This is a genomic window from Hwanghaeella sp., from assembly GCF_965227365.1.
In the GTDB taxonomy this organism is placed as follows: Bacteria; Pseudomonadota; Alphaproteobacteria; order UBA8366; family Aestuariispiraceae; genus Hwanghaeella.
The window spans coordinates 2028536-2051173 of the sequence record NZ_OZ245754.1; the positions used below are offsets into that span (position 1 = coordinate 2028536).

The 22638-nt window shown below is 58.5% G+C and carries 25 protein-coding genes; 12 read left to right on the forward strand and 13 right to left on the reverse strand.

Annotated elements, in window-relative coordinates; translation table 11 throughout:
- Positions 1-363 precede the first annotated feature (363 nt).
- Positions 364-963 (reverse strand): superoxide dismutase, encoded by a 600-nt coding sequence (locus tag ACQK2G_RS09270; protein ID WP_425404745.1) that lies wholly within the window; start codon positions 961-963, stop codon positions 364-366.
- A 277-nt stretch (positions 964-1240) separates the two neighbouring features.
- On the opposite strand from ACQK2G_RS09270, the gene ACQK2G_RS09275 reads away from it, so the two are divergent.
- The 3 genes from ACQK2G_RS09275 (at position 1241) to ACQK2G_RS09285 (ending at position 4139) form a co-directional block, all read left to right on the forward strand.
- Entirely contained in the window at positions 1241-2209 is a 969-nt protein-coding gene (locus tag ACQK2G_RS09275; protein ID WP_425404746.1) for a squalene/phytoene synthase family protein, read from the forward strand.
- Positions 2210-2220: 11 nt separating this feature from the next.
- The gene (locus ACQK2G_RS09280; protein ID WP_425404747.1) at positions 2221-3099 is read left to right on the forward strand and encodes a phytoene/squalene synthase family protein; all 879 of its coding nucleotides are present in this window, start codon (positions 2221-2223) and stop codon (positions 3097-3099) included.
- A gap of 158 nt (positions 3100-3257) precedes the next feature.
- Positions 3258-4139, forward strand: a complete 882-nt coding sequence (locus tag ACQK2G_RS09285) for a hypothetical protein (protein WP_425404748.1) — start codon at positions 3258-3260, stop codon at positions 4137-4139.
- 79 nt (positions 4140-4218) lie between these two features.
- Here the strand turns inward: ACQK2G_RS09285 and trmFO are convergent, their stop codons facing one another.
- Complete coding sequence (gene trmFO, locus ACQK2G_RS09290) at positions 4219-5565, reverse strand: methylenetetrahydrofolate--tRNA-(uracil(54)-C(5))-methyltransferase (FADH(2)-oxidizing) TrmFO (RefSeq protein ID WP_425404749.1); 1347 nt, start codon at positions 5563-5565, stop codon at positions 4219-4221.
- A 176-nt stretch (positions 5566-5741) separates the two neighbouring features.
- Between trmFO and ACQK2G_RS09295 the strand changes: the two genes are divergently transcribed.
- The 4 genes from ACQK2G_RS09295 to ACQK2G_RS09310 all read left to right on the forward strand — a co-directional run bounded on the left by ACQK2G_RS09295 (position 5742) and on the right by ACQK2G_RS09310 (position 9760).
- Positions 5742-6803, forward strand: coding sequence for a hypothetical protein (locus tag ACQK2G_RS09295; RefSeq protein WP_425404750.1), 1062 nt, complete (start codon positions 5742-5744; stop codon positions 6801-6803).
- Positions 6804-6929: 126 nt separating this feature from the next.
- Positions 6930-8159: a pyridoxal-phosphate-dependent aminotransferase family protein gene (locus ACQK2G_RS09300; RefSeq protein ID WP_425404751.1), complete on the forward strand. Its 1230-nt coding sequence runs from the start codon at positions 6930-6932 to the stop codon at positions 8157-8159.
- Positions 8160-8199: 40 nt separating this feature from the next.
- Entirely contained in the window at positions 8200-9255 is a 1056-nt protein-coding gene (locus tag ACQK2G_RS09305; protein ID WP_425404752.1) for a type III polyketide synthase, read from the forward strand.
- Between the two features lies 1 nt (position 9256).
- Complete coding sequence (locus ACQK2G_RS09310; RefSeq protein ID WP_425404753.1) at positions 9257-9760, forward strand: isoprenylcysteine carboxyl methyltransferase family protein; 504 nt, start codon at positions 9257-9259, stop codon at positions 9758-9760.
- A 9-nt stretch (positions 9761-9769) separates the two neighbouring features.
- Here ACQK2G_RS09310 and ACQK2G_RS09315 read toward each other — a convergent pair whose 3' ends face one another.
- The 3 genes from ACQK2G_RS09315 to ACQK2G_RS09325 all read right to left on the reverse strand — a co-directional run bounded on the left by ACQK2G_RS09315 (position 9770) and on the right by ACQK2G_RS09325 (position 11646).
- Entirely contained in the window at positions 9770-10054 is a 285-nt protein-coding gene (locus ACQK2G_RS09315) for a hypothetical protein (protein WP_425404754.1), read from the reverse strand.
- Positions 10055-10156: 102 nt separating this feature from the next.
- Entirely contained in the window at positions 10157-10717 is a 561-nt protein-coding gene (locus tag ACQK2G_RS09320; RefSeq protein ID WP_425404755.1) for a YfbR-like 5'-deoxynucleotidase, read from the reverse strand.
- Between the two features lie 62 nt (positions 10718-10779).
- Positions 10780-11646, reverse strand: coding sequence for a C40 family peptidase (locus ACQK2G_RS09325; protein WP_425404756.1), 867 nt, complete (start codon positions 11644-11646; stop codon positions 10780-10782).
- Positions 11647-11793: 147 nt separating this feature from the next.
- Here ACQK2G_RS09325 and ACQK2G_RS09330 point away from each other — a divergent pair, with 147 nt between their 5' ends.
- On the forward strand, positions 11794-12498 hold the full coding sequence (locus tag ACQK2G_RS09330; protein WP_425404757.1) for a histidine phosphatase family protein: 705 nt from the start codon (positions 11794-11796) through the stop codon (positions 12496-12498).
- A gap of 3 nt (positions 12499-12501) precedes the next feature.
- Here ACQK2G_RS09330 and ACQK2G_RS09335 read toward each other — a convergent pair whose 3' ends face one another.
- From ACQK2G_RS09335 to ACQK2G_RS09350, 4 genes are all read right to left on the reverse strand, one after another.
- Positions 12502-13014 carry a hypothetical protein gene (locus ACQK2G_RS09335; RefSeq protein ID WP_425404758.1) on the reverse strand — a complete coding sequence of 171 codons (513 nt, stop codon included), beginning with the start codon at positions 13012-13014 and terminating at the stop codon, positions 12502-12504.
- Between the two features lie 51 nt (positions 13015-13065).
- Positions 13066-13626 carry a protein phosphatase CheZ gene (locus ACQK2G_RS09340; protein ID WP_425404759.1) on the reverse strand — a complete coding sequence of 187 codons (561 nt, stop codon included), beginning with the start codon at positions 13624-13626 and terminating at the stop codon, positions 13066-13068.
- A gap of 80 nt (positions 13627-13706) precedes the next feature.
- Positions 13707-13946, reverse strand: coding sequence for an Lrp/AsnC ligand binding domain-containing protein (locus ACQK2G_RS09345; RefSeq protein ID WP_425404760.1), 240 nt, complete (start codon positions 13944-13946; stop codon positions 13707-13709).
- 369 nt (positions 13947-14315) lie between these two features.
- Complete coding sequence (locus ACQK2G_RS09350; protein ID WP_425404761.1) at positions 14316-15656, reverse strand: DEAD/DEAH box helicase; 1341 nt, start codon at positions 15654-15656, stop codon at positions 14316-14318.
- Between the two features lie 215 nt (positions 15657-15871).
- On the opposite strand from ACQK2G_RS09350, the gene ACQK2G_RS09355 reads away from it, so the two are divergent.
- Both ACQK2G_RS09355 and ACQK2G_RS09360 read left to right on the forward strand, forming a co-directional pair.
- Positions 15872-16414 (forward strand): hydrolase, encoded by a 543-nt coding sequence (locus ACQK2G_RS09355; RefSeq protein ID WP_425404762.1) that lies wholly within the window; start codon positions 15872-15874, stop codon positions 16412-16414.
- A 78-nt stretch (positions 16415-16492) separates the two neighbouring features.
- Positions 16493-17188 (forward strand): alpha/beta fold hydrolase, encoded by a 696-nt coding sequence (locus tag ACQK2G_RS09360; RefSeq protein WP_425404763.1) that lies wholly within the window; start codon positions 16493-16495, stop codon positions 17186-17188.
- Here ACQK2G_RS09360 and ACQK2G_RS09365 read toward each other — a convergent pair.
- From ACQK2G_RS09365 to ACQK2G_RS09375, 3 genes are all read right to left on the reverse strand, one after another.
- Positions 17185-17787: a hypothetical protein gene (locus tag ACQK2G_RS09365; protein ID WP_425404764.1), complete on the reverse strand. Its 603-nt coding sequence runs from the start codon at positions 17785-17787 to the stop codon at positions 17185-17187. The two genes, ACQK2G_RS09360 and ACQK2G_RS09365, sit on opposite strands and share 4 nt — an antisense overlap.
- A gap of 80 nt (positions 17788-17867) precedes the next feature.
- Positions 17868-18455, reverse strand: a complete 588-nt coding sequence (locus tag ACQK2G_RS09370) for a hypothetical protein (RefSeq protein ID WP_425404765.1) — start codon at positions 18453-18455, stop codon at positions 17868-17870.
- A gap of 79 nt (positions 18456-18534) precedes the next feature.
- Complete coding sequence (locus ACQK2G_RS09375) at positions 18535-19056, reverse strand: hypothetical protein (protein ID WP_425404766.1); 522 nt, start codon at positions 19054-19056, stop codon at positions 18535-18537.
- A gap of 223 nt (positions 19057-19279) precedes the next feature.
- Here ACQK2G_RS09375 and ACQK2G_RS09380 point away from each other — a divergent pair, with 223 nt between their 5' ends.
- A complete protein-coding gene (locus ACQK2G_RS09380) occupies positions 19280-19891 on the forward strand; it encodes a LysE family translocator (RefSeq protein ID WP_425404767.1) in 612 nt (203 codons plus the stop codon).
- A 224-nt stretch (positions 19892-20115) separates the two neighbouring features.
- Here ACQK2G_RS09380 and parE read toward each other — a convergent pair whose 3' ends face one another.
- Positions 20116-22116 (reverse strand): DNA topoisomerase IV subunit B, encoded by a 2001-nt coding sequence (gene parE / locus ACQK2G_RS09385; RefSeq protein ID WP_425404768.1) that lies wholly within the window; start codon positions 22114-22116, stop codon positions 20116-20118.
- A gap of 109 nt (positions 22117-22225) precedes the next feature.
- On the opposite strand from parE, the gene ACQK2G_RS09390 reads away from it, so the two are divergent.
- The gene (locus ACQK2G_RS09390; protein WP_425404769.1) at positions 22226-22615 is read left to right on the forward strand and encodes an acyl-CoA thioesterase; all 390 of its coding nucleotides are present in this window, start codon (positions 22226-22228) and stop codon (positions 22613-22615) included.
- Positions 22616-22638 lie beyond the last annotated feature (23 nt).

The following is a 22638-nucleotide window of genomic DNA, read 5'->3' on the forward strand; positions in this document are numbered from 1 at the left end:
CTGCCACTATGATGAGGCAGTAGAATCAAGAACTCAAACGAACGCAATAGATAATTAGTTTATTTATGCTTTTTTATTACTTCGAATACATAAAGTAACGGGTGTTAACGTTTGTGTATTCATCCGATGGTAGGAATCAAGAGTTGAATCCGTGGCGGAATTCTGCGGCTTTCGGAATCCGTCGAATTCGGTGCCGGGAATCGTAATGCTGGTTTGAGTCCTCTTGGTCCGAATCGAAAAAATGAGGAAATGTCCACCAAAGTAGATGGATTCATATGCAGTTTGGTTATTTGGTTTTGACAATCGCGCAAAGAAAAACGCCCCGCCGAAGCGGGGCGTTTTCCTTGTTTGACGTCGTCTAGACTAGGCGTCGGCCAAGTTCTTGTTCACGAAGTCCCAGTTGACCAGGTTGTCAAGGAATGTCGCGATATAGTCGGGGCGACGGTTCTGGAAGTCGAGATAGTAGGCGTGTTCCCAGACGTCGATCGTCAGAAGCGGCGTCTGGCCGTGGGCGATCGGGCTGTCGGCATTGCCGGTCTTGGTGACCTTCAATTTGCCGCCGTCCAGGACCAGCCAGGCCCAGCCGCTGCCGAATTGCGTCGTCGCGGCAGCCTTGAATTCCTCGACGAACTTGTCGTAGCCGCCAAGATCAGCGTCGATCTTCGCCGCGATCGCGCCGGTCGGCGCACCGCCGCCATTGGGGGACATGGAATGCCAATAGAAAGTATGGTTCCAAACCTGCGCGGCGTTGTTGAAGATGCCCGCCTTGGAGGCGTCGCCGGCAACGGCCTTGACGATTTCTTCCAGGCTCTTGCCGGCCAGGTCCGTGTCTTTAACCAGATTGTTCAGGTTGGTGACGTAGGTGTTGTGGTGTTTGCCGTGGTGAAAGCTCAGCGTGTTCGCGGAGATATGCGGCTCAAGAGCGTCCTGCGCGTAGGGCAGGGCGGGAAGTTCGAATGCCATTGTGACCCGTCCTCTTCTGCTTGGTCTTTGTTGGTTTGCCGTATTGTGTTCATTGTGGCCAATTCCGTGCGTCGCGGATAAGCGATTTTGGCCGGCGCCACAAAGTATTGTTCCAGCATGCCCGATTGCAAGGGGACAAAAGGGAATAACCTACCTCTGGACTCGTGTTTTTCCATGAGGGCGATAATTTCAATGCCGGATCGAAGGGCTTGGAAATATCGGCGTTGCCCTTGCCGGTGTGATCGCGTTTTCTGCGGAACGTAACAAGGACGCCCGGATGGCCAAACTCATACAGTCCGATCTCGACCATTGCCTGGATGTGACGCGCCGGGGCAAATCGAACCTTTGGTTCGTCGGGCGTAGCCTGCCCGGACCCCGCCGGGCGATGTTCGCATCGGCATATGCTTCCATGCGGGTGGTGGATGACTTCGTCGATGACGAATTCCTCGTTCTACCGGATGACGAGCGGCTGCGCCGACGCAGCGATGCGCATAAGCGGGTCGACGGCTGGCTGACGTCGATGGAAGCCGCGATATGCGGAAATGCCGACCCGGCCAAGATGGAAATCGCTTTTCCCGACCCGCGGATACAGCGGGCCGTTGCCGCTTGTTTCGACGGTGGTGACATCGGTCCCGGCCCTTGGCAATTGCTTGCGCGGTCCATGCATCGGGACATCGATGAAACGCCGTTCGGGGATTGGGATGATTTCATCGACTATTGCGAAGGCGCAACGGTCGCGCCGGCTAGTATTTTTCTCTACGTCATCGCCGCGGATCTGAATGGTCCGCCGAGCACCGCGGACAGGCTTCCGGCGCAGGCCGCCGATTGCGTTCGGGACATGGCGATCTTCTGTTATTTGGTGCATATCGCCCGCGATATCATCAAGGATGCGGCCGCCGGCCCGGCATTGCTGACTATCCCCGACGATGTGCTGCATACGCACGGCCTGACGCGGACGGATTTGGCCGGCGCTGTGAGGGGAGGCTCGGATCGACGGTTGCGCGACCTGATTTCCGATTTAGCCGCGCGGGCGGGCGATTACCGGCTGCGCGGCGAGGGGTGGCGTGACAGGCTTATGCCCTTGCTGGGGCTTCGCGAGAGAGCCGCGTTTGGCGCCTTGATGACCGTGTACGGTGCTTTGCACGATCGACTAAAGGATGATCCCGGTTTCGCCTTGGACCGAGACCCCGAGCAGCGGGAAGAATTGCGGCGATCCGTTCTGGCGGCCGCCGATATTCCGTTTTGACGGAGAACAAGGTGAAGGCCGGGAAAGACACGGGCAAGGCCCTCTCTTATTGTGCGGAGCTTGTTTACGGACAGGACCGGGAGAGATTCCTGTCGGCAATGACCGCCCCAGCCGACAGGCGCGAGTTCCTGTTTGCCCTGTATGCCTTCAATCATGAAATCGCCAAGACATCGGGTGTCGTCTCTGAACCGATGCTGGGCCAGATCCGTCTGCAATGGTGGCGTGAGGCGATCGATGAATGTTACGGGGGATCACCGCGCCGGCACGCGGTTGTCACCGCACTGGCGCGGGCGATAGCCGAAACGACGCCAAGCCGATCGATCTTTGAACGCGTGATCGATGCGCGGGAAGGGGACCTGGAATTCGCTTCCCCCAAAACGATGGCGGATCTCGAAGGGTATGCCGCCGCAACGTCCGGCGGATTGACGGAACTCGCCTTGGAAATTTCATCCGGGCTTGGCGAGGGACTTCCGGACATGGCGCGGCAAGCCGCGCGGGATATAGGAACCGCATGGGGGATGATCGGTTTGATGCGTGCCTTGCCGTTCCACATGCGCGCGCGGCGGGGCATGATGCCGACCGATGTGGCGTATTCCCATAACGTTTCCTCCGTCGATTTGGCCGAGGCTCGAAATGTCCCCGGATTGTCGCTGGCCGTTGAAGAGGTTTGCGGGCGGGCATCCGGTTTGCTCAACCGGGCGAGGGTGAACCGGCAGTTGAATGTCAGCATTGCTGACGTCTTTGGTGCGTTGTCGATCGGTGTCCTGGCCGATAGTCATCTCAGGCAATTGAAGAAGGTGCGGTACGACGTTTTTGATCCTCGTCTTTCCGCTCCGCCGGCGCTGCGCGGGTTATCCTTGATGCTTAGGTCATTGCGGAATCGATACTGAATTCCGGACAAACTTCCACTGTAGTTTCGCATAGGCGTTGTATCTTGAGCCTAATGCAACAACCTTGAGTATTTTAACTAAATTGATTCAGTGTACTTAAGCGATTCTTTGTGTTACGCAGACCATGAGAGATTGGGAGAACCCAATAGGAGAGAAGAATGTCTGACGTATCTCTAACAGAGGCGCAACGCGCCTCTCTGACTGCTTTGCAGCGTACCAACAGTGTCGCTGATCGTTCCTCGCAAAACCTGACAACGGGCCGTCGCGTCAACGATGTGAACGACGATCCGGTTGCATTTTTCATCGCTCAGCAGCTTTCCCAGGAAGGGGCGGCCTTTGCGCAACGGCGCGAGGAAATCGACCAGGGCATCAGCGCGCTCCGAGTGACGAATGGCGCCATCGACACGATTGAACAGTTTTCCCGGCAGCTCGAAGGTATCGCCGAGGCGGCCCGTTCCGTTACCGATCCGAACCAACTGTCCCAGTTGGAGCAGCAGTTTCAGGAAATCGGCCGGCAGATCGCCAATGTGGCGGGTGACGCCTCCTTCGGCGGTGTGAACTTGCTGACATCGACGAATAACCAGCTCAATGTCCAGTTCAGCGACAACGAAGGCTCGGAACTCAATGTTCAGGGTGTCGATGTTCTGAACGGCGGCGGTTTTGGCGCCGGTGCGTTTTCCGATGGAGAAATCCAGATCGATCAGTTGGGGGTAACCGGCGGTACCTTCGCCAGTTTCCTAAGCAATCCTGAAGAGGTTGACGGGCTGATCGGCAATATCCGGGATAGCATTGGGCGGTTGCGCGGTCAGGCTCAATCCTTCGGATCGAATGTCGCGTTGCTGCAGGAACGTGCCAGCTTCAACCAGAATGTCGCGAACGAGCTTCAGGCCGGCGCCGACAACCTGACGCTTGCCGATCTGAACGAGGAGGCGGCCAACCTCGTCGCGGCCCGTACCAGAACCCAGTTGGGCACCCAGACATTGGGCATTTCCGGCGGCCAGCAGTCATCGATCCTCCAAATTCTGGAAGGCATCGGCTAAGCCGCATTGGATCACGAATTTTGAATAGAAAAGGCCGGCGGTTGTGCCGGCCTTTTTCTTTTTTGACGCAGGTTTGCCGTTACGCCGCTAAACGGCCGTTCTCGAGCCATGCGTCCAATGCGGCCAGCGCACGTTGCGACATGGCGAGCTTTCTATCGCGCCCCTTGATCTTCTTCTTCCCAGGCGGCGGTTCGGGGGGCGGGAACAGGCCGAAATTGACGTTCATCGGTTGGAAGGTCTCCGCTTCCGCGCCGCCGGTGATGTGGCTCAGCAAGGCCCCCAGCGCCGTCGTGTCCGGCGGCGGCACGATGTCCCGACCCAGGCGGTCCGCGGCGGCGAAACGGCCGGCCAGCAATCCGATCGCCGCGCTTTCGACATAACCTTCGACCCCGGTCACCTGGCCCGCGAAGCGCAGGCGGGGCATGGCGTCAAGCCGCAAGGTCTTGTCCAACAGTTTGGGCGAGTTGATGAAGGTATTGCGGTGAATGCCGCCGAGACGCGCGAATTCCGCTTTCTCCAGCCCCGGTATCATCCGGAACACGTCGCCCTGCGCCCCATATTTCAGCTTGGTCTGGAAGCCGACCATGTTCCAAAGCGTGCCAAGCGCGTTGTCCTGACGCAATTGCACCACGGCATAGGGTCGCGACCCGTCATGGGCATTGGTCAGACCGACAGGTTTCATCGGCCCAAAGCGCAAGGTTTCCCGGCCGCGTTCGGCCATGACTTCGATCGGCAGGCAGCCCTCGAAATAGGGCGTGTCCTTTTCCCATGCGTGGAATTCGGTCTTTTCGCCCGCGATCAGGGCGTCGAGGAACGCATTGTACTGATCTTCGGTCATTGGGCAGTTGATGTAGTCCTTGCCGTCCCCCTTGTCGTAGCGGGACTGGAACCAGACCTTGTCGAAGTCAATGCTGTCGCGGTGCACGATCGGTGCGATGGCGTCAAAGAAGGAGAGCTCTTCCTCGCCGCCAAGGCCTCGTATCACTTCGCTCAAAGCCGGCGAAGTCAACGGGCCCGTCGCAATGATGACGCTGTCCCAGTCTTCGGGCGGTAGTGTATCCACCTCACCGCGTTCGATGGTAACGAGAGGGTGGTCCGTAAGGGCGGCGGATACCTTGTCGCTGAACTGGTGGCGATCGACCGCGAGCGCGCCGCCGGCGGGCAGGCGGGCCGCGTCGCCGCTTTTCAGGATCAATGATCCACAGCGGCGCATTTCTTCGTGCAGCAGACCGACAGCGTTGTATTCCGCATCGTCGGAGCGGAAGGAATTCGAGCAGACCAGTTCGGCAAGGCCGTCTGTCTCATGCGCATCCGTTTTCCGCACCGGGCGCATTTCGTGCAGGATGACGGGGATCCCCGCGGAGGCGAGCTGCCAAGCCGCTTCTGATCCAGCCAAGCCGCCACCGATAACATGCACGGGTTTCATTCTGTTCTCCAACCGCCGGGTCTGCTGTTCTGGGAAGCGACGTAGTACAGGTTGCCGTGCCTTCAAGGCAAGCCGCCGCGCCAATCACCCCCATCTTGGGGTATGGCGTTGTTCGGAAATGCGCGCCATATTCAAGCATTAGGAAATGCACAACAAACGACTAACCGGTAGGCCCCATGCCGCAGAGCGCCGCGTCTTCAGCGACCGATACGTCCCTGGAAAAGAAAGAGGCTGATTTCGTCAAGGACAGCCTTCATTTGCTTGGTATGGAAATCCTGCCGTTGCGGATGCCCGGTCTCAGACGGGCGCGCCTGGTCAAGAACAACCAGTTGCAAACGATGGTCGAATTGTTCCGCGACGATACGGCGGGAAGCGGACAGGTCCTGACCGAGGAACTATCGGGCTTCTTTCCGGACGGGGGCGACGATTTCAAGGCGGATCTGCTGCTGCTGAAGAAGTTCGACGACGTTCCCAGTTTTGACGTGTACTCGACGCGCATCACATTGCGGGAGTTGAATATTCCCGTCGAAGACCAGGAGGCACTGCGGCTTTCGGATTCGAAACGTGAGGAATTGACGGAGCGGATGAAGGCTTTCACGAGGCCCTTGATCGGCCATGTGTACGGTGCGGACGCGGAAACCGTGGATGACTTGCAAGGGATCTTGGGGATGTTCAAGGATCCCGATCCCAAGGTCGCGCTGGCGAATTTACGCAAGATGGCCGACAGCCTGGGTGTGGACCTTTTGGACATTCCAAAATTCCTTGAAGACTACGGCGACATCTTCCTGTCTTTGGCATTTTTTCGGGACATCTTGGATAGGACCGTGCCGATCATTCACCAATACCTCGAATGGTTGGAGGAACTGCGCGGCAGTTTCGTGGTGAAGCAGGATCGCGCCCAGGACAATATGCTGGCCAAGATCGAAGCGGATCTGACCGATATCACCGGTTCCATAACCGGCCGTTTCGAGAGTTTCGACCGGCAGACGCAGGATTTCTGGACGGATATCAACGCCGAACGGTTTCACGAGGTGCGGGAGTTGATAACGGCGCATCACCGAACCGTCGGCGGCGTTCTGTGCGGGTTGACCCTGAAAATGGAACATTGGAAGAGAAAATTTAAGAACTCCGGCGTGGGAGGGCCGCAGCAGCGGCTGGAGTTTACCAGAAGTGAAGTGCTTCCTGGGCTGGATTGGATTAAGGATCTGGAACGGCGCGGATCGCAGATCGGTAATTGACGGCGTTTCCGTGTTTGGCGCGATTTCGGGGCAATGGCCGTGGACAGGGAGCGAACCCTGGGTTAACCCTGATGCCACCGTTAGTGATTTTTCCCCAATCGCATTGGTAAGCCCGAAGGTAAGCTCATGAGTGTGCAACGCGCCCCTGTTCCGATGGCCGCGAACGAACCGGCCCCTGTGAAGCGGGGGCGGGAATTCCTGAACGTTCCCGGTCCGACGAATATTCCCGAGCGAATCCTGACAGCGATGCACCGCCCGGCGGTGGATTTTTCCGGTCCTGAATTCATCGATATCGCGGTGTCGTGCTTCCGGGATCTGAAATGGCTGTTCAGGACCGAAGGCGATGTCTTCATCTATGCCGCAAACGGTCATGCCGCTTGGGAGGCGGCGATGGTGAACACGCTTTCCCCCGGCGACACCATCCTGGTACCGGAAACCGGCCATTTTTCCACAGGCTGGGGCGAAACCGCGGCTGCGCTGGGGCTGAAAGTGAAGACCGTTGCCAGTGATTGGCGCCGGGCGATCGACCCTGCCGCCGTCGAGCAGGCGTTGCGGGCGGATACGGAACGCGCGATCAAAGCGGTTCTGATGGTTCATACCGATACGGCGACCGGGGTGACCAGTGATATTCAGGCACTGCGAGCGTCGATCGATACGGCCGGCCATCCCGCTCTCTTCATGGTGGATGCCATCGCCTCCCTGGCGACCACGCCCCTGGAAATGGACGAATGGGGGGTGGACGTGGTCGTCGCCGCCAGCCAGAAGGGCCTGATGTGTCCACCGGGGGTCGCCCTGGTGGCGGCCGGCGCCAAAGCGATGGACGCCCATGCATCCGCGACGCTTCCGCGTCGATACTGGGATTGGACAGACCGGACCGCCAAGGAGCACTATCGTAAATTTTGCGGTACGGCGCCGGAGCACACGATTTTCGGCCTGCGCGAAGCATTGAACATGTTGCAGGAAGAAACGCTGGAAGGCGCGTTCCGTCGTCATGCCAGATTGGCGGAAGCCGTCCGTCTTTGCGTCGAGAAGTGGTGCGAAGGCGGAGCTTTGCAGTTCAATGCTGTGAATCCACATGAACGGTCTGATGCCGTGACGACCATTCTGCTGCCGCCGAACGTGCAAACCGATGCAATGCGGGCCATGTGCCGGGACCACTTCAGCGTCGCCGTCGGCGGGGGGCTGGGTAAACTGATCGGGAAGGCATTCCGGATCGGCCATATGGGCGACATGAACGAACCAATGATTCTTGGCTGTCTCGCGTCGGTCGAAGCGGCCTTGAAACGCCTGGAAGTTCCGATCGGTTCGGGCGGCGTGCAAGCGGCGATCGATTGGCTGGCGCAGCCGCCGCGTTGAGCAGACGGAAAATCCAAAATCGATATGAAAGGACGGGCATTTGACCGATCCTGTCTCCATCCTTGCCGTTTCAGAAGCATTTCCCCCGCATCGGTTGTATCAGGAGGAGGTCGTCGGACTGTGTGAGGGCGTATTTGCCGGCCGGCCGGAAATGTTCGAACGGCTTAAGGACGCCTATGCCAATGCAGGGGTTGAGAGCCGCAGTTCCTGCGTTCCGATCGATTGGTACAATTCACCTCATGGCTGGCCCGAACGGGCGGCATTGTTTCAGGAGAACGCCCTGGCGCTTTTGGAGCAGGCCGCGGCGGATGCTCTGGGGAAAGCCGGGTTGACGGCACAGGACGTCGATACGGTCGTGGCCGTCAGCACGACCGGCATCACGACCCCCAGTCTGGACGCCCATCTGCTGAACAGTCTGGGTTTCCGGTCGGATATCAATCGTTTGCCGATTTTCGGCCTTGGCTGTGTCGGGGGCGTGACCGGGTTGGCACGCGCGGCGGATATGGCGCGGACGCGACCGGGTCAGACGGTGTTGTTGCTGGTGGTCGAACTCTGTGCGCTGACCTTCAGGCCGCAGGAGATGACAAAGGCGAATATCATCGCCAGCGCCCTGTTCGGCGACGGTGCGGCGGCGATCGTTCTGCGGTCCGGGGCGGTCGACGGCGCACCGGCACTTTATCACGGCAGTGCCGAACATACCTGGCCGGATAGTCTGGATATCATGGGTTGGCGCGTTGAAGACGACGGGCTCGGTGTAATCTTCTCACGCGATATACCAACCTTGGTGCGGCAGGACGTTCGTCCGGCAATGGAGAGCTTTCTCGAAAGCCATGGAACGAGGCTGTCCGCGCTTTCCGGCATCGTCGCGCATCCTGGTGGCCGGAAAGTACTGGAGGCCTATGAAGGGGCTCTGGGGCTGTCGGGGGAAGTCCTGCGCCATGCGCGGTCGGTCTTGCGGGATCAGGGCAACATGTCGGCCGTGACAGCGTTGTGTGTTCTGAACCGAGCGATCGGCGCCGGCGACAAAGGCTTGCACGCGATGATGGCGCTGGGGCCGGGCTTCACGGCCGGTTTCGGATTGGTGGAGCTTGCCTGACATGATACTAGCCGTCCTGATTGTCGTCCTGGTCATTATCCAGCGTCTGTTCGAGCTTCGAGTGGCCCGTCGCAACACGGAAGCGCTGTTGGCCGAAGGTGCGGTTGAGCACGGGGCGGGGCACTATCCCGTCATTGTGCTGCTGCATTCCGCATGGCTCGTCGCGATGCTCTGGACGGCGCTGCAGGGCCCGCCGCTGAACTATTATTGGATATTCATTTTCCTGGGTCTTCAGGCCGGTCGTGTCTGGGTGATCAAGACCTTGGGCAGGTACTGGACGACCAGGATTATTACGGTGCCGGATGCGCCGTTGATTACCAGCGGCCCGTTCGAATTCGTCCGTCACCCGAACTATCTGATCGTGGCCCTGGAGATCATAGCGTTGCCCTTGGCCTTCGGGGCGTGGCGGTTGGCGGTGGTCTTCGGGGTCGCCAATCTGTTGATACTCGCCTGGCGGATCCGCGCCGAGGATCGGGCCAATGCAGGGCGTAAGGAGGCGTTGTGAGCGTGGCCGTCAGCCGCGCAGCATTTCCCGGCCTGCCTCCGTCAATTTACAGACCAGCCAATCGGGTTTCAGCGGGTTGTTGAACCAAGGTTCCGCCCAGCCCTGTTCAATGCAGCTTCGAACGGTGCGCTCGCTTATACGCTGACCCTGAAGGTCGAATAGGGGCAGTTTGCCACCAGGTTGCTCCAAACCGCGTTGAAGATACGCGACTTGTGCCTTGCTGGGGCGGCCATTGGCCCGCGCTTCCGAAGGTTTGACTTCCTTGAGACGAATGACTTTGGTCTTCTCCGCCATGTCCGTGCTGCGCCCCGTCGCTCAAAACCCCCGGAAATGCCCCAAATGGGACAATCGTCATGGTAGTGCATAGGGCGCACCCACCACAAGCCGGAGGGATAATCAAAGCGTGGATTGCAAAGCGTCGAAACGATGAAGAAACCGCTGTTTGGCTTCATCTGTCGGTAACGGTGTCGGGTCGAAGCGTTCGAAGCCGGCAGGAGGGGCGCCAAAGAATCTGCGGGCTTCCGTCTTGGAGAATCCGGCCACACCCGTTGCCTCGATATAGGCTGATGCATGATCGGCCTTTTTTATCAGTTTCGATAAGGGCTCGCTGGTTTCCGCCGGCAGTCCGAACCGGAGATGAATAGCTGTCATCAAACGCTTTTCTACAGATTTGTAATCATCGCCGATTACAGCCTTGAAAGGGCTGATCATGTCGCCGACCACATATTCCGGGGCATCGTGAAGCAGTGCCGCAAGCAGGTCGGCTGCCGGCGTTTCCGGTTTGATCAAGCGCACCAGGGCCTCCACGAGCAGGGAGTGCTGGGCAACGGAGAAGGGCCAATCGCCGGTCGTTTGTCCATTCCAGCGCGCGACACGGGCAAGACCATGCGCAATATCCTCAATCTCCACATCCAGCGGTGACGGGTCGAGCAGGTCGAGGCGCCGTCCACTTAACATGCGCTGCCATGCACGCGGGGATTTTACTAAGCGTTTATTCAACTGTTTTCCTGCAATGGGGTCTATGATGCCGTTGCGATGGGCATCGGCGGACGCCGGATACCCGTGATTGGCCCTTCGCCTTTCGCGGCGATGCGTTCGGCAGTGAAAGCCAGAGGTGCCATTGCAACCTTCATGTCGCTGGCGTTGGAATGAAGGAATCGGTCCCGGTCGAGCCAGATGCCAATATGCCCTTTCCAGAAGACGAGGTCGCCGCGCTTAAGGCTGTTCTCATCGCCGTCGTAGTTCAGCAGACTGCCGAAATTATCGAATTGCATATCTGTGTCGCGCGGGCATTCAATGCCGCAGGACTGCCAGGAAAGCTGCACCAGCGCACTGCAATCGAGACCGAGGCTGCTGCGACCGCCCCAAAGATACGGGGCGTGTAGAAATTGCAGGGCAACGGCGACGGGATCAGCCTCCAATTCGTCGATTGGTCGAAGGTAGTCGGAGTAGATGTAGCCGCCGTCAGCGAGTTCAGCGTAGGCGCCGCTTTCCCCGACTACGGCGAGCCTGGACCCGAAATGAAGCGTCATGATCGGCGGGGCTTTCAGGTCGGGTCGCGGGAAGACGAACCCGCGCAAGGCGGCCATACGGTGTGTCGGGGCTGGCCCGACAGGGCCGATGGTTCCGGTCGGTGTGTAACCGACATAGCCGTCGCGGCCGCTTTTGACCCAAGCCCATCCATCGGTGCGGTCCAGGACCGTCAACTCTTCACCGAACAACAGCTCCGTGTCCAGCGGTGCGCCCGGGCGGGGGGACCGGCGCAGGGGCGCGACGGCTGTCACGATCCTGCCCAAATCGCCCGATGTAAATCTCGACGCGGAAACCTGACCTTCGAGCGCGATCTCCGCCAGGTCGTCGCGATAGGCATTTAGCCGTTTGTCCAAGGCCATTTCATTCCTTCGGGGCCGGTCCGGCCACATCTTCGATTCCGTAATGACGGTATCCTTGATAAGGGGGCTTTCCGCATGCCGCAACAGGTTGCACTCTGCTGCCCGCTAATACGGACGCCGAGATGGGATTGGGGTGAGAGTATGAGTTTGCCGGGGACGAAGAACCGCCGCAGGGTTTTCCTGATGCGCCATGGTGAGGTCGATTACCGCGGCCCTGACGGCAAGCTGGTGAACCCGAAGCTGGTCACCCTGACGGAGAACGGGAGGGGGCAGGCCCAGGCAGCGGCCGCGATGTTGTCCGGTGTGGTGCTCGATAGGGCGGTCTGTTCAGGGCTTCCGAGAACCCGGATGACGGCAGAGTTGGTACTTGGGGGAAACGGTCCGCCCCTGGAGGATGATCCCGGATTTCTGGAGATTCGCGGTGGCAGGGTCTCCTCGGTTCCCGAGGCGGAAAGGGCGCAGACTTTCATCAGGACCTTGGAGCAGGCGCATCTGCCCGATGCGACCTTCGCCGGCGGCGATGCCTTCGGCCCTTTTTATGATCGGGTCACCGATGCTTTCTCGAAACTGGTATCGGATGCCGGTTGGCGGCGAATGCTTCTGGTTGCCCATGACGGCGTCAATCGTGCCGTCCTTGCATGGGCCTCAGGAGCGGGACTTGCTGGCCTCAAGGCGTTCGAACAGGATATGGGATGCGTCAATATAATCGACCTCGACGTCGAGGACGGCGAGATTGTCGGCGTCTATATCAAGGCCACGAACCTGACGCCCTATAATTTCGTAAAGTCAGGGCTTTACGAGACCAGTTTCGAGCAGGTTTTCAAACCGATTTTCGGGGACGTTTGACCGTCAAGACAGCGCCAAACTGAAAGCCGTACGGAAGCAGTCGGGCCATCCGCTGCAGGCCCCATCCTGCGCCAACACATAGTCCAGTGCTATGCCGGCCAAGCACGCAATCAACCAACCGGGTGTCAGGGCCAAGGCGACGGGTTTCGGCAGGCGCCGTTCTCCGATGCCGTCCCTTAGGATCGGGTAAAGGCGGAGCATCAATACCGATTTGATCGGCGTGAAGAGCGCGATGCCAACGATCAGGAACAAAACGACGTTGCGGAGATTGCCGAAAAAGGAGACCCGCTGAGAAATCATCAGCAGGCTTGTTTCGATGACCAACAGGCCGGTGCACCAACTAACGATCGATGTGACGAAAGAACCGCCCACCCCGAACGATCGAAGAAACAGCGCGACAAAGACCACGACGATGGAAGCCTTTACGGCAAGGACGGCCGGATACGAAGCCAATAGAACACCGATCGACTTGCGAATGTCGTCGGTCCTGTATTTCGGCTGTGGCTGACCGGTCATCGAGTAATTTCGTCCGGTCTTCGGCGGCGAGAAGGGCGCGTTCGGTAGGTACTAGTCGAACAGCGCGTCAATATCGGCCTGGCTGATAGACTGTTCGCTTTCCAATGCCGGTCCATTGAGCAGAGCCTCATCGCCTTCGCGCTTGTCCGCCATTTCGGCGGACTGCTTGGCCAGGTTTTGAACTTCGTCCCGGCCCCAGATTTCCAGCATCGCGTCGACACGGGATTCCACGAATTGCATGGATCGAACGATTTTCGTTACCCGTTGGCCCGTAATGTCCTGGAATGTGCAGGATTCCATGGTGTTCATGGAAATCTGTTCCAACTCGTCGCAAAGGGGACCTACTTCCGATGGATCCTTTACTTCGCGGAGTTTCGTGGTGACGTTGTCGATCTGCTCCATGCCTTCGAGAATGACATGGGTCGCATCTTCGGTGGCCGCGATGATGGCATCCAGTTGTTCCGAGATGGTCTGGAAGCGGGTTTTGTCGTTTTCCGCATCCGGCTGGATCATATGGGCAATTTCTTCGCGAAAACGCTGAATATACTGAAACAGGCCAAGGACTTCGGCCCGCAGCTTCTCTTCGTCCACATCCGAGACGGTTTTTGACATCGGTCGACCTTTCCGAACTGACTTCTCTGCCCCCAATACCGGCAAGGTCGCAGTATTCAGCAATAGAAGTTTATAATTCGTTACCCGAACGCCTTGAAGGTTATGATGGTGAACGTATCGCGAACACCGGGCAAGGTCTGTATGCTTTCATTGACGAAATGGCCGATATCGTCGTCATCCTGCAGATAGCATTTCATCATCAGGTCATAATGGCCGGAGGTTGAATACACCTCGGATACGCCTTCGACCTCGATTGCTTCGTCCGCGACCACATAGGCTTTGCCGAGGTCGCATTTAACCTGAATGAAAATCGTCTGCATCTTTTCCGGCCTGATTGGGTAATTGATCCGTCACGCAGTGTCGCGAACCTGCCTTTGGCGTCAAGAGGCTGCCGGGTATCGGATCACAGATATCGGCCGCGTTCCAGAATCTCCAGCGTGTAGTCGTGATACGACATGCCGAGCGCCTTGGCGCGTTTCAGGCGACGCAGAACAACTTCCCGCGGTGGGGCTTTCCAAGCTTGTTGATGAGCCTTTTTCCAAAGCCAGGTCTAGAAGCCCTGATAGAGCTGCGGCCCGCCGTTATGGCCGATTCCCGGTCCGCAATAGCCTAAAGGCCCCCGGTTTCCGCTTGGCGGGATGGTATGGAAGGAGTCTCGTCTGGCCATCCGCCCCAAGGTCCGTGCCTATCTATCGTCGCAGGAAGGCCGGCAACTGGTCGCTTTGGCCGAAGGGAACTTTCAGCTCCTCCAATTCGCCGATCTCGTGATCGTCTCGGCCGCGGCGAGACCTTCGGTTATCCCGTTCCGGCTTGCCGCGGGAGCGGTCCGTCTTGCCTTCGGAGCGGCTTCTGGACTCACGGCGCGGCGCGGTCTGTTCAGGTTCTTCCTCGCGCGGCGCCGAGCCTTCGATTTCCAGTTCCGGAATGTCCTTGCCAACGATCTTCTTCACCGCGGCCCAAAGCTTGTCGTCGTCCTTGGTAACGAAAGTGATGGACTTGCCCTGACGTCCAGCACGTCCGGTCCGCCCGATCCGATGAACATAATCTTCCGCGTTGTTCGGGACATCGACATTGAAGACATGACTGACCGTCGCGATGTCCAAGCCGCGCGCGGCGACATCCGAACAGATCAACAGCGAGACTTCGCCGGTGCGGAACTTCTCCAGCCATTCCATCCGCTTGTACTGGTCCATGTCGCCATGCAGGGCACCGACGGGATAGCCCGACTTCTGCAGACTGGCGAATAGGTCCGCGACTTCACGCTTTCGGTTACAGAAAATAAGCGCGTTCTTCAACGAGTCGCCTTCGCGATCGATCAGGGACCGAAGCATTTTGCGTTTGCTGCGCGGCTGCACGGTGACGAAAGCCTGTTCCACGGTGTCCGCGGTGGAGGAGGGCGGGTCGACAGCCATCTCCTTCGGATTCATCAGGAACTTGTCCGCCAGTTTCTTGATCTCCGGCGGCATGGTCGCGGAGAACATCAGGGTTTGCCGTATGGTCGGCATCAGGCCGACGATGCGCTCGACATCGGGAATGAAGCCCATGTCCAACATGCGGTCGGCTTCGTCGATCACCAATACCTTGGTATCGGTCAGAATGACCTTCCCGCGTTCGCAGTGGTCGAGAAGTCGGCCAGGCGTCGCGATCAGAACGTCGACACCGCGATCCAGCAGTTTTTCCTGCTCGGTGAAGGACACCCCGCCAATCAAAAGCGCCATGGTCAGCTTGTTGTACTTGCCATAGGTGTCGAAGTTTTCTGCGACTTGAGCGGCCAGTTCGCGCGTCGGCTCCAGAATAACCGAACGGGGCATGCGTGCCCGTGCGCGTCCCTGTGCCAGAATGTCGATCATCGGCAAGGTGAAGGATGCGGTCTTGCCGGTGCCGGTTTGCGCACAGCCGAGAATGTCGCGTCCCATCAGGACGTAGGGAATGGCTTTCTGTTGAATCGGGGTCGGCTTTTCGTAACCCGCGTCGGCCACGGCGCGGAGGATGCCTTCGCCCAGGCCCAAATCGGCAAATGTTTCTGTCATGCTGTCCTTAAAGAGGGGGCGGCGCCTGCAACGAACGCAAGTCCCTATAAAAATCGGTCCCCATGTAATGCCGGATACAATCCCGCAAGAAGTGTGGCGATCATAGTGTTGCAGTGCAGAATGTCAATGGTTCTGCGGGTTTGCGGGCTGTGAATTGCAGAAACGCTGCATCGGCGGCTATTTTTGTCATCCCCTCGATTGTGGAGATCCCCAGCATGCTGCTATCAGCCGAAGAATCCCAGGTTCTGATCGTCGACATTCAAGGTCGCCTGATGCCGGCCATGGACGGTCCGGAACGTGTCGTCGAGAGAACGGCCATCGTGACACAGGCGGCCCGTCGGCTCGGTATTCCTGTATCGGCGTCGCGGCAGTATCCAATAGGTCTGGGGCCATTGGTGCCGGAAATCGAGGCGCTTCTGGAAGAAGGGGAAACGCTGGACAAGACCGCCTTCAGTTGCGCCGCAGACTCCGGTCTCGCCGGGCATGTCGCGGGAAAGAACAGGAAACAGATCGTAATCTGCGGGGTCGAAACGCATGTCTGCGTTTTGCAGACAGCCTTTGGGTTCCTGGCGCAAGGCCTGAACCCTTATGTCGTGATCGATGCCTGTTCCAGTCGCAAGGCCGGGGATAAGTCCGCGGCAATCGATCGGATGCGGTCGTCCGGCATCCATATCGTCACGTCCGAGATGGTATGCTTCGAATGGATGGGGGAGGCAGGGACGGACGCCTTCAAGGATATCTCGAAACTGATCAAGTAAGTTTACGCGCAGACCGGGTCTGAATAATCACAACAAACGGGCACTAAGCGCCCGTGCCGCGGGAAGGAAACTGGTTTAATGATCGATTTGGTGCTGGTGCCAGGGCATCTGTGCAACGCCACGCTTTGGGAACATCAGGTGTCCGGCTTGGAGGGGCTCGCGCGGTCCACCATCGCCGATGTTACCGCAGACGATAGTTTGGCGGGGATGGCCGCTCGTCTGCTCAGCAAAGCGCCCCCGCGGTTCTCCCTGGCCGGCCTTTCCATGGGGGGCATGGTCTGTATGGAGGTCATGAGACAGGCGCCGGAACGGGTCGAGCGTTTGGCCCTTCTGGACACAAATCCAGGAGCGGACAATGCGGAACGTGCAGCGCAACGGCGCCGGATGTTGGATCGTTTCAATGCGGGTGAAGTTGATACATTGGTTCAGGAATTCCTGGAACTCGTCGTGCCGCCAAATCGGTTGGACGAGGACTCTTTGATCCGCCCTATGCGCGCCATGATGAAGGACGTTGCGGAAAAGGCTTTTCCGGCCCAAGTGAAGGCGTTGATCGAACGGCAGGATAGCCGGGCCGACATGCCCGATTATGATCTGCCGGTCTCACTCATCTGCGGGCGCCAGGACAAACTGACGCCTTTGGCCTTTCATGAGGAGATGGCGGGCTTGATTCCCGGCGCGGACCTGACGGTTATCGAGGATTGTGCCCATATGTCGACCATGGAACGGCCGGACACCGTCAACGAGGCTCTTCGTGGTTGGCTCAAGCGCGGTTAATAACCCAAAATATCCAGCAGTCGGCGAGTCTCCTCGCGCTGATCGTCGTCGTAGAGCGGATGCGGGCGCGGCAGCAATCGTCGGGTGACTTCGGCCAGCATGTTCTGGAATGCGGGGTCGTTGACGGTTGCCGGGCGGGGCATGCGGGCGCGCACGGAACTGACGAAACTGTTCCGTTTGCAATAAACCATGACCATGTGCAGGCGGTCGGTCTCAGTCTCCGTCTGGGCCGTCGACGTTCCGGTTTGTCCGGTTTCGTCGGGAAGATAGTCCCGACAATACCCATACCCGTCATCCGAGGGCCGCATGTCGAAGGCGATGATGATCTTGGTCTGTTTCGGGGTCAGGGGGCCGGGCTCGGCGGTAAAGGCGATGCGGGTACCACGGTTCTTGCCACGCATTGAAAGAGCTATATCACGCGCTGTAGCTTTTTTATCCTCAAACGGTGTATTGATCACCTCAACGGCCATTTCCTTGTCGCCGTTGTAGTATTGCAGTTCTCCGAAATCGTAACCGGGGTGGTAGCGTTCGCCATAGACCATGTAGGATGCGCGCGTGCCGGCGCAGCCGGCGAGAAGAAGTATTCCCGCCAGCCACACTGCGATCGATAACCGTAGTCGGCATGTATGAGTGATGGCTATCTACCGTCCCCGCGTAAGGCCGTATTCATGTCCGACGGTCAGGAACTGACGCGCTTCTTACGCCCGCGATTCTCGTTGAACGGGTCCTGAAGCGGGATCACCAGTTTCGTTGCCAGTGCCAGCATGCTCTTGAACGTTGGATCATCGACATTCCGTGTGGTCGGCATCTCACCGCGGACAGAACTCATGAATTTGTCATGTTTGCAGTAGATCATGAGCATACGCATGTGTTCGTCGTCGGGTTTGGCGCTCGGCGTTACCGGATTATTGCCGCAATAGGACGCCCCGGCATCGGAACTATCCGTTCCGAAGGCGACGATGATCTTCGTTTCATCCGGTGTCACCGGGCCCGGATGTGCTGTGAATTCAATCCGTGCGCCTTGGTTCTTGCCGCGCATGGCGGATGCGATGCGGTCATCGGCATCGGGTTGGGTGAAGGGCTGATTCACGACCTCCACAGCCATTTGCTTGTCATTGTTGTAATATTGGAGGTCACCGAACTGGTATTTAGGGGAGAAGCGTTCGCCGTAAATCTTATAGGGGGCGATCCCAACCGCACCGCCGGCAGCGCATGCCGTCAGACCCGCGGCGGCTAAAGACAGAGTAATCGTTTTCATCGAAGTCATCGAAAGGCCTCTTCGGTTCGGGACGGCGGTTCCCCCAAACCGCCGAGCCCAAATTTCCCCCGATTGACGGACCGGAAGGTCAGCTGTTTCCGCTGCCCTGCTTCTTCGTGAAAACTTCCGGCAACAATTCATGGGTTCCGCGTGCCAGCAGGTTTTCCACCGAACTGGCCGATGCGCGCAGCGAGGACTTGTCCTGGCCGTTGACGCAGTAGGACATCAATACCTTGCCCTGGTCACCGCCCGCGCCGGCCTGTCCACCGTCCAGATTGCACGCGGCATAACCGGTCATGGATGATGGCGGATTGAAAACAACGACGAATTTGGTGTCGCCGCCGGCATAGTTGCGGTCCGCCGTGAATAGGATCGGGCGGCCGGCATTGTGGCCGCGCATCAGTGACGCAATGCGGTCATCCGCATCCGCACCGCTATAGGGATTGTTGTGGACTTCGACAAAGCTCGGTTTGTCTGCGTTGTAGTACTGCATCGAAGCGTAGTTGTAGTCCGCAGCCTGGTATCGGTTGTGGATCACAACGCCGTCGCCGGTTGCACAGCCGGCCAACACAGCGGAGGCGGCAGCCAAGCCCAAGAGAGCGTGTTTCATTCGGTAAACTCCTCTAAGACCGGTTCGGAGGATCGAACGCGGTGCTGTTGACAATATGCAATGCCCGGACCGTTCGTCCGAACATGGCTTGCCCCTCCAATGTCCCTTTAACCCGGCGACTATGCGCCGAATTGCTGTATTAATGTAAGGTCAATTAGATGGGATTTGAATATCTTCCGGCAGAATTTGATTAGGCCGATCCTCGATCGGATGGGAGATCTTGATGAGCGTTGAATTTCTTTTGACTTCATTGGTGGTGGTTCTGCTGCCTGGTACAGGCGTTCTCTATACCCTTGCCGTCGGTTTGGGCCAGGGATTCAGGGCAAGTGTTGCGGCGGCGTTCGGCTGCACGCTCGGCATTCTGCCGGCTGCCGTTGCCAGCATTGTCGGTTTGGCCGCGGTTCTTCACGCCAGCGCCGTCGCCTTTCAAATCCTGAAATATCTCGGTGTCGCCTACCTCTTTTATATGGCTTGGACGATCCTGCGAGACGGCGGAGCACTTTCGGTGAGTGAAGAACGTTCGCGGCATCTTGCATTCACATTGGTTCGCAACGGGTTGTTGTTAAACGTGCTGAATCCCAAGCTATCGCTGTTTTTCCTCGCATTCCTGCCGCAATTCATTTCGCCGGACGCTTCCAACCCGACACCACAACTGATCACCTTGGCCTTTGTCTTCATGGTGATGACTTTCGTGGTCTTCATCGGTTATGGCGGCTGCGCTTCGTTGGCCCGGGACTATGTGATTTCTCGCCCCACAGTCTTGCTGTGGCTGCGGCGTTCTTTCGCCGGCGCCTTCGGTGTTTTGGGGTTGCGTTTAGCCCTGGCCGACCGGTGACGCCACTGAGGGTATTTTTGTCGACGGCATCAAATTTCCCGCGGCCGATAGGCAATCCGACGAGGAACCCTTGGGGAGGGTTCGGCTGCAGGTGCGCGCTGAACTGAAGGACGCTTATTGCCGGTATGCTGGGCCTTTCAGTAAAATGCCTGGACCGGGACCCAATTGGCGCACCCGTGCCTTTGGTACATCGCGTAGAGAATGACCTCGGGACCCGCTTTCGGTCAGATATCGATCTCTTCGACGAAACGAGCGTTTTCCTGGATGTAGGCGAAACGGAGTTCCGGCTTTTTGCCCATCAGGGTATCGACGGTCTTTGCTGTGCGGCGCGCTTCATCGAGATTCTCTTCAAAGGCGCGGTTCGGCAGTTCAACCCGAATGAGGGTTCGTTTTGCCGGATCCATGGTCGTATCGCGCAGTTGTTGCGGCGGCATTTCACCAAGGCCCTTGAAGCGGCTGATTTCGACCTTCGCATTCGCCTTGAATTCGCTCTTGAGCTTCGCGTCTTTATCCGCGTCATCCCGCGCGTAGACTGTTTTTCCGCCCTGACTGAGACGGTAGAGCGGGGGAACCGCGAGAAAGAGGCGACCGGCCTCAATGATTGGGCCCATCTCCCGGTAGAAGAAGGTCATCAACAGCGACGCAATATGCGCGCCGTCGACATCCGCATCGGTCATAATGATGACGCGGTCATAGCGCAGTTTTTCAGGATTGCAGTCCCCGCGCATGCCGCATCCGAGTGCCTGGGCGAGATCCTTCAACTCCTGATTGCCCTGAAGTTTGTCGGCGCTGGCGCTGGCGACGTTCAGGATCTTCCCGCGCAGGGGCAGGATGGCCTGGGTTTTCCGGTTTCGCGCCTGTTTCGCAGACCCGCCGGCGGAATCGCCCTCAACGAGAAAGATTTCCGTTTCTTCCGGACCGGAGGAGGAACAGTCAGCCAATTTACCCGGCAGGCGAAGTTTCCGTGTCGGAGACTTACGCTGAAGCTCTTTTTGCTGGCGCCGTTTCAGCCGGTCGTCGACACGTTCCAGGATGCGTTCCAGCAGGTCATTGGCGGAGGCGGGGTCTTCCGCCAGCCAATGGTCGAAGCGGTCCTTGATCGCCGTTTCCACAAGCTTTGCCGCTTCGGGTGAGGCCAGTTTTTCCTTGGTCTGACCCTGGAATTGAGGGTCGGGGATGAAAACAGAGAGCAAAACGCTCGCTTCCCCGACGACATCTTCCGCCGTGATCTGCGCTGCCTTCTTGTTGCCGACCAACTCGCCATAGGCGCGTAGCGATTTCGCCATTGCGCCGCGCATGGCGGTTTCATGACTGCCGCCTTGAGAGGTCGGCACCGTGTTACAATAGGTACTGACGAAGCCGTCGCCATCCAAAGGCCAATGGACCGCCCATTCGGCCCGTCCAATTCCGTCATCGGCCTTCATTTCACCGGCGAAGGGACGCGGGGTCACCGTAACGCGTCCGTTCAGTGTAGCGTTCAGGTAATCCCGCAGACCGCCCGGGAAATGCAGTTTGTCCTTTTCCGGGGTCTCGGCTTCGGCCTTGCTCTTCAACAGCGATGGATCGCATGACCAGCGGATCTCCACGCCCTTGAAAAGGTAGGCCTTGGAACGCGCCATCCGATACAGGCGGTGGGGTTGGAACTCGGCGTCCTGGCCGAAGATTTCCTTGTCCGGGTGGAAGGTCACCGTTGTGCCGCGGCGATTGTTGACCTCGCCGATTTCGGTGAGTTTCGTGGTCGGGTGCCCGCGCGAAAAGGTCTGCCGGAACAATTTTCGATCCCGCGCGACTTCCACGCTCATTTCGTCCGACAGCGCGTTGACGACGGAAATGCCGACCCCGTGCAGACCACCGGATGTCGCGTAGGCCTTGCCGGAGAATTTACCCCCGGAATGCAACGTGGTCAGGATGACCTCAAGCGCGGACTTATCCTTGTATTTGGGATGCGGATCGATCGGGATGCCACGGCCGTTGTCCCGGATGGTCACCGATCCGTCGGCACCGAGTTCCACCTCGATCCGACTCGCATGGCCGGCGACGGCCTCGTCCATCGAGTTGTCGAGGACTTCCGCGACAAGGTGATGAAGGGCGCGTTCGTCGGTTCCACCGATATACATACCGGGCCGGCGGCGTACGGGTTCGAGGCCTTCGAGGACCTCGATATCCTTTGCGGAATAGCCGTTCGGGCTATTATCTGAATCGTCACTGTGGAATAGATCGTCCATGGGCTCAGTATACCGGGCGCCCCAAGGCGCAACAAGCTTATCAAGTGGGATTGCCGGATCATATACACAAGATATTGTATTTCAATAACGAGTGGCGGGGAGCAGGCAAATGACTGATTCACAACAGGAAGAACCGCGCGGCGAGCTGGTAATCCGCACGCTGGCCATGCCGGCGGACACCAATCCGGCGGGGGACATTTTCGGCGGATGGCTGCTGGCGCAGATGGATATAGCCGGTGGTGTCCTGGCGCGGGTGAAGGGAAGCGGGCGTGTCGCGACCATCGCCGTGGACAGCATGGTCTTCCATAGTCCGGTATTCGTGGGTGACGTGGTCTGCTGCTATGCGGAGATCAAGCGAATCGGCAGGACGTCGATAACGGTCCATATTCAGGCTTGGGCCCTGCGGGATGCCGCCGGTGAACGCGTAAAAGTGACCGAAGGTGTGTTTACCTATGTCGCCATTGATGAGAACCGTCGTCCCAGGCCCGTTTCTGAATAGGCAGATCAAAGGAGGACGACGCA

Coding starts and splice junctions, on each gene's coding strand:
- ACQK2G_RS09270 (WP_425404745.1), bottom strand. CDS start 963: ATGGCATTCGAACTTCCCGCCCTGCCCTACGCGCAGGACGCTCTTGAG.
- ACQK2G_RS09275 (WP_425404746.1), top strand. CDS start 1,241: ATGGCCAAACTCATACAGTCCGATCTCGACCATTGCCTGGATGTGACG.
- ACQK2G_RS09285 (WP_425404748.1), top strand. CDS start 3,258: ATGTCTGACGTATCTCTAACAGAGGCGCAACGCGCCTCTCTGACTGCT.
- trmFO (WP_425404749.1), bottom strand. CDS start 5,565: ATGAAACCCGTGCATGTTATCGGTGGCGGCTTGGCTGGATCAGAAGCG.
- ACQK2G_RS09295 (WP_425404750.1), top strand. CDS start 5,742: ATGCCGCAGAGCGCCGCGTCTTCAGCGACCGATACGTCCCTGGAAAAG.
- ACQK2G_RS09300 (WP_425404751.1), top strand. CDS start 6,930: ATGAGTGTGCAACGCGCCCCTGTTCCGATGGCCGCGAACGAACCGGCC.
- ACQK2G_RS09310 (WP_425404753.1), top strand. CDS start 9,257: ATGATACTAGCCGTCCTGATTGTCGTCCTGGTCATTATCCAGCGTCTG.
- ACQK2G_RS09315 (WP_425404754.1), bottom strand. CDS start 10,054: ATGGCGGAGAAGACCAAAGTCATTCGTCTCAAGGAAGTCAAACCTTCG.
- ACQK2G_RS09320 (WP_425404755.1), bottom strand. CDS start 10,717: ATGTTAAGTGGACGGCGCCTCGACCTGCTCGACCCGTCACCGCTGGAT.
- ACQK2G_RS09330 (WP_425404757.1), top strand. CDS start 11,794: ATGAGTTTGCCGGGGACGAAGAACCGCCGCAGGGTTTTCCTGATGCGC.
- ACQK2G_RS09335 (WP_425404758.1), bottom strand. CDS start 13,014: ATGACCGGTCAGCCACAGCCGAAATACAGGACCGACGACATTCGCAAG.
- ACQK2G_RS09340 (WP_425404759.1), bottom strand. CDS start 13,626: ATGTCAAAAACCGTCTCGGATGTGGACGAAGAGAAGCTGCGGGCCGAA.
- ACQK2G_RS09345 (WP_425404760.1), bottom strand. CDS start 13,946: ATGCAGACGATTTTCATTCAGGTTAAATGCGACCTCGGCAAAGCCTAT.
- ACQK2G_RS09350 (WP_425404761.1), bottom strand. CDS start 15,656: ATGACAGAAACATTTGCCGATTTGGGCCTGGGCGAAGGCATCCTCCGC.
- ACQK2G_RS09355 (WP_425404762.1), top strand. CDS start 15,872: ATGCTGCTATCAGCCGAAGAATCCCAGGTTCTGATCGTCGACATTCAA.
- ACQK2G_RS09360 (WP_425404763.1), top strand. CDS start 16,493: ATGATCGATTTGGTGCTGGTGCCAGGGCATCTGTGCAACGCCACGCTT.
- ACQK2G_RS09370 (WP_425404765.1), bottom strand. CDS start 18,455: ATGACTTCGATGAAAACGATTACTCTGTCTTTAGCCGCCGCGGGTCTG.
- ACQK2G_RS09375 (WP_425404766.1), bottom strand. CDS start 19,056: ATGAAACACGCTCTCTTGGGCTTGGCTGCCGCCTCCGCTGTGTTGGCC.
- ACQK2G_RS09380 (WP_425404767.1), top strand. CDS start 19,280: ATGAGCGTTGAATTTCTTTTGACTTCATTGGTGGTGGTTCTGCTGCCT.
- parE (WP_425404768.1), bottom strand. CDS start 22,116: ATGGACGATCTATTCCACAGTGACGATTCAGATAATAGCCCGAACGGC.
- ACQK2G_RS09390 (WP_425404769.1), top strand. CDS start 22,226: ATGACTGATTCACAACAGGAAGAACCGCGCGGCGAGCTGGTAATCCGC.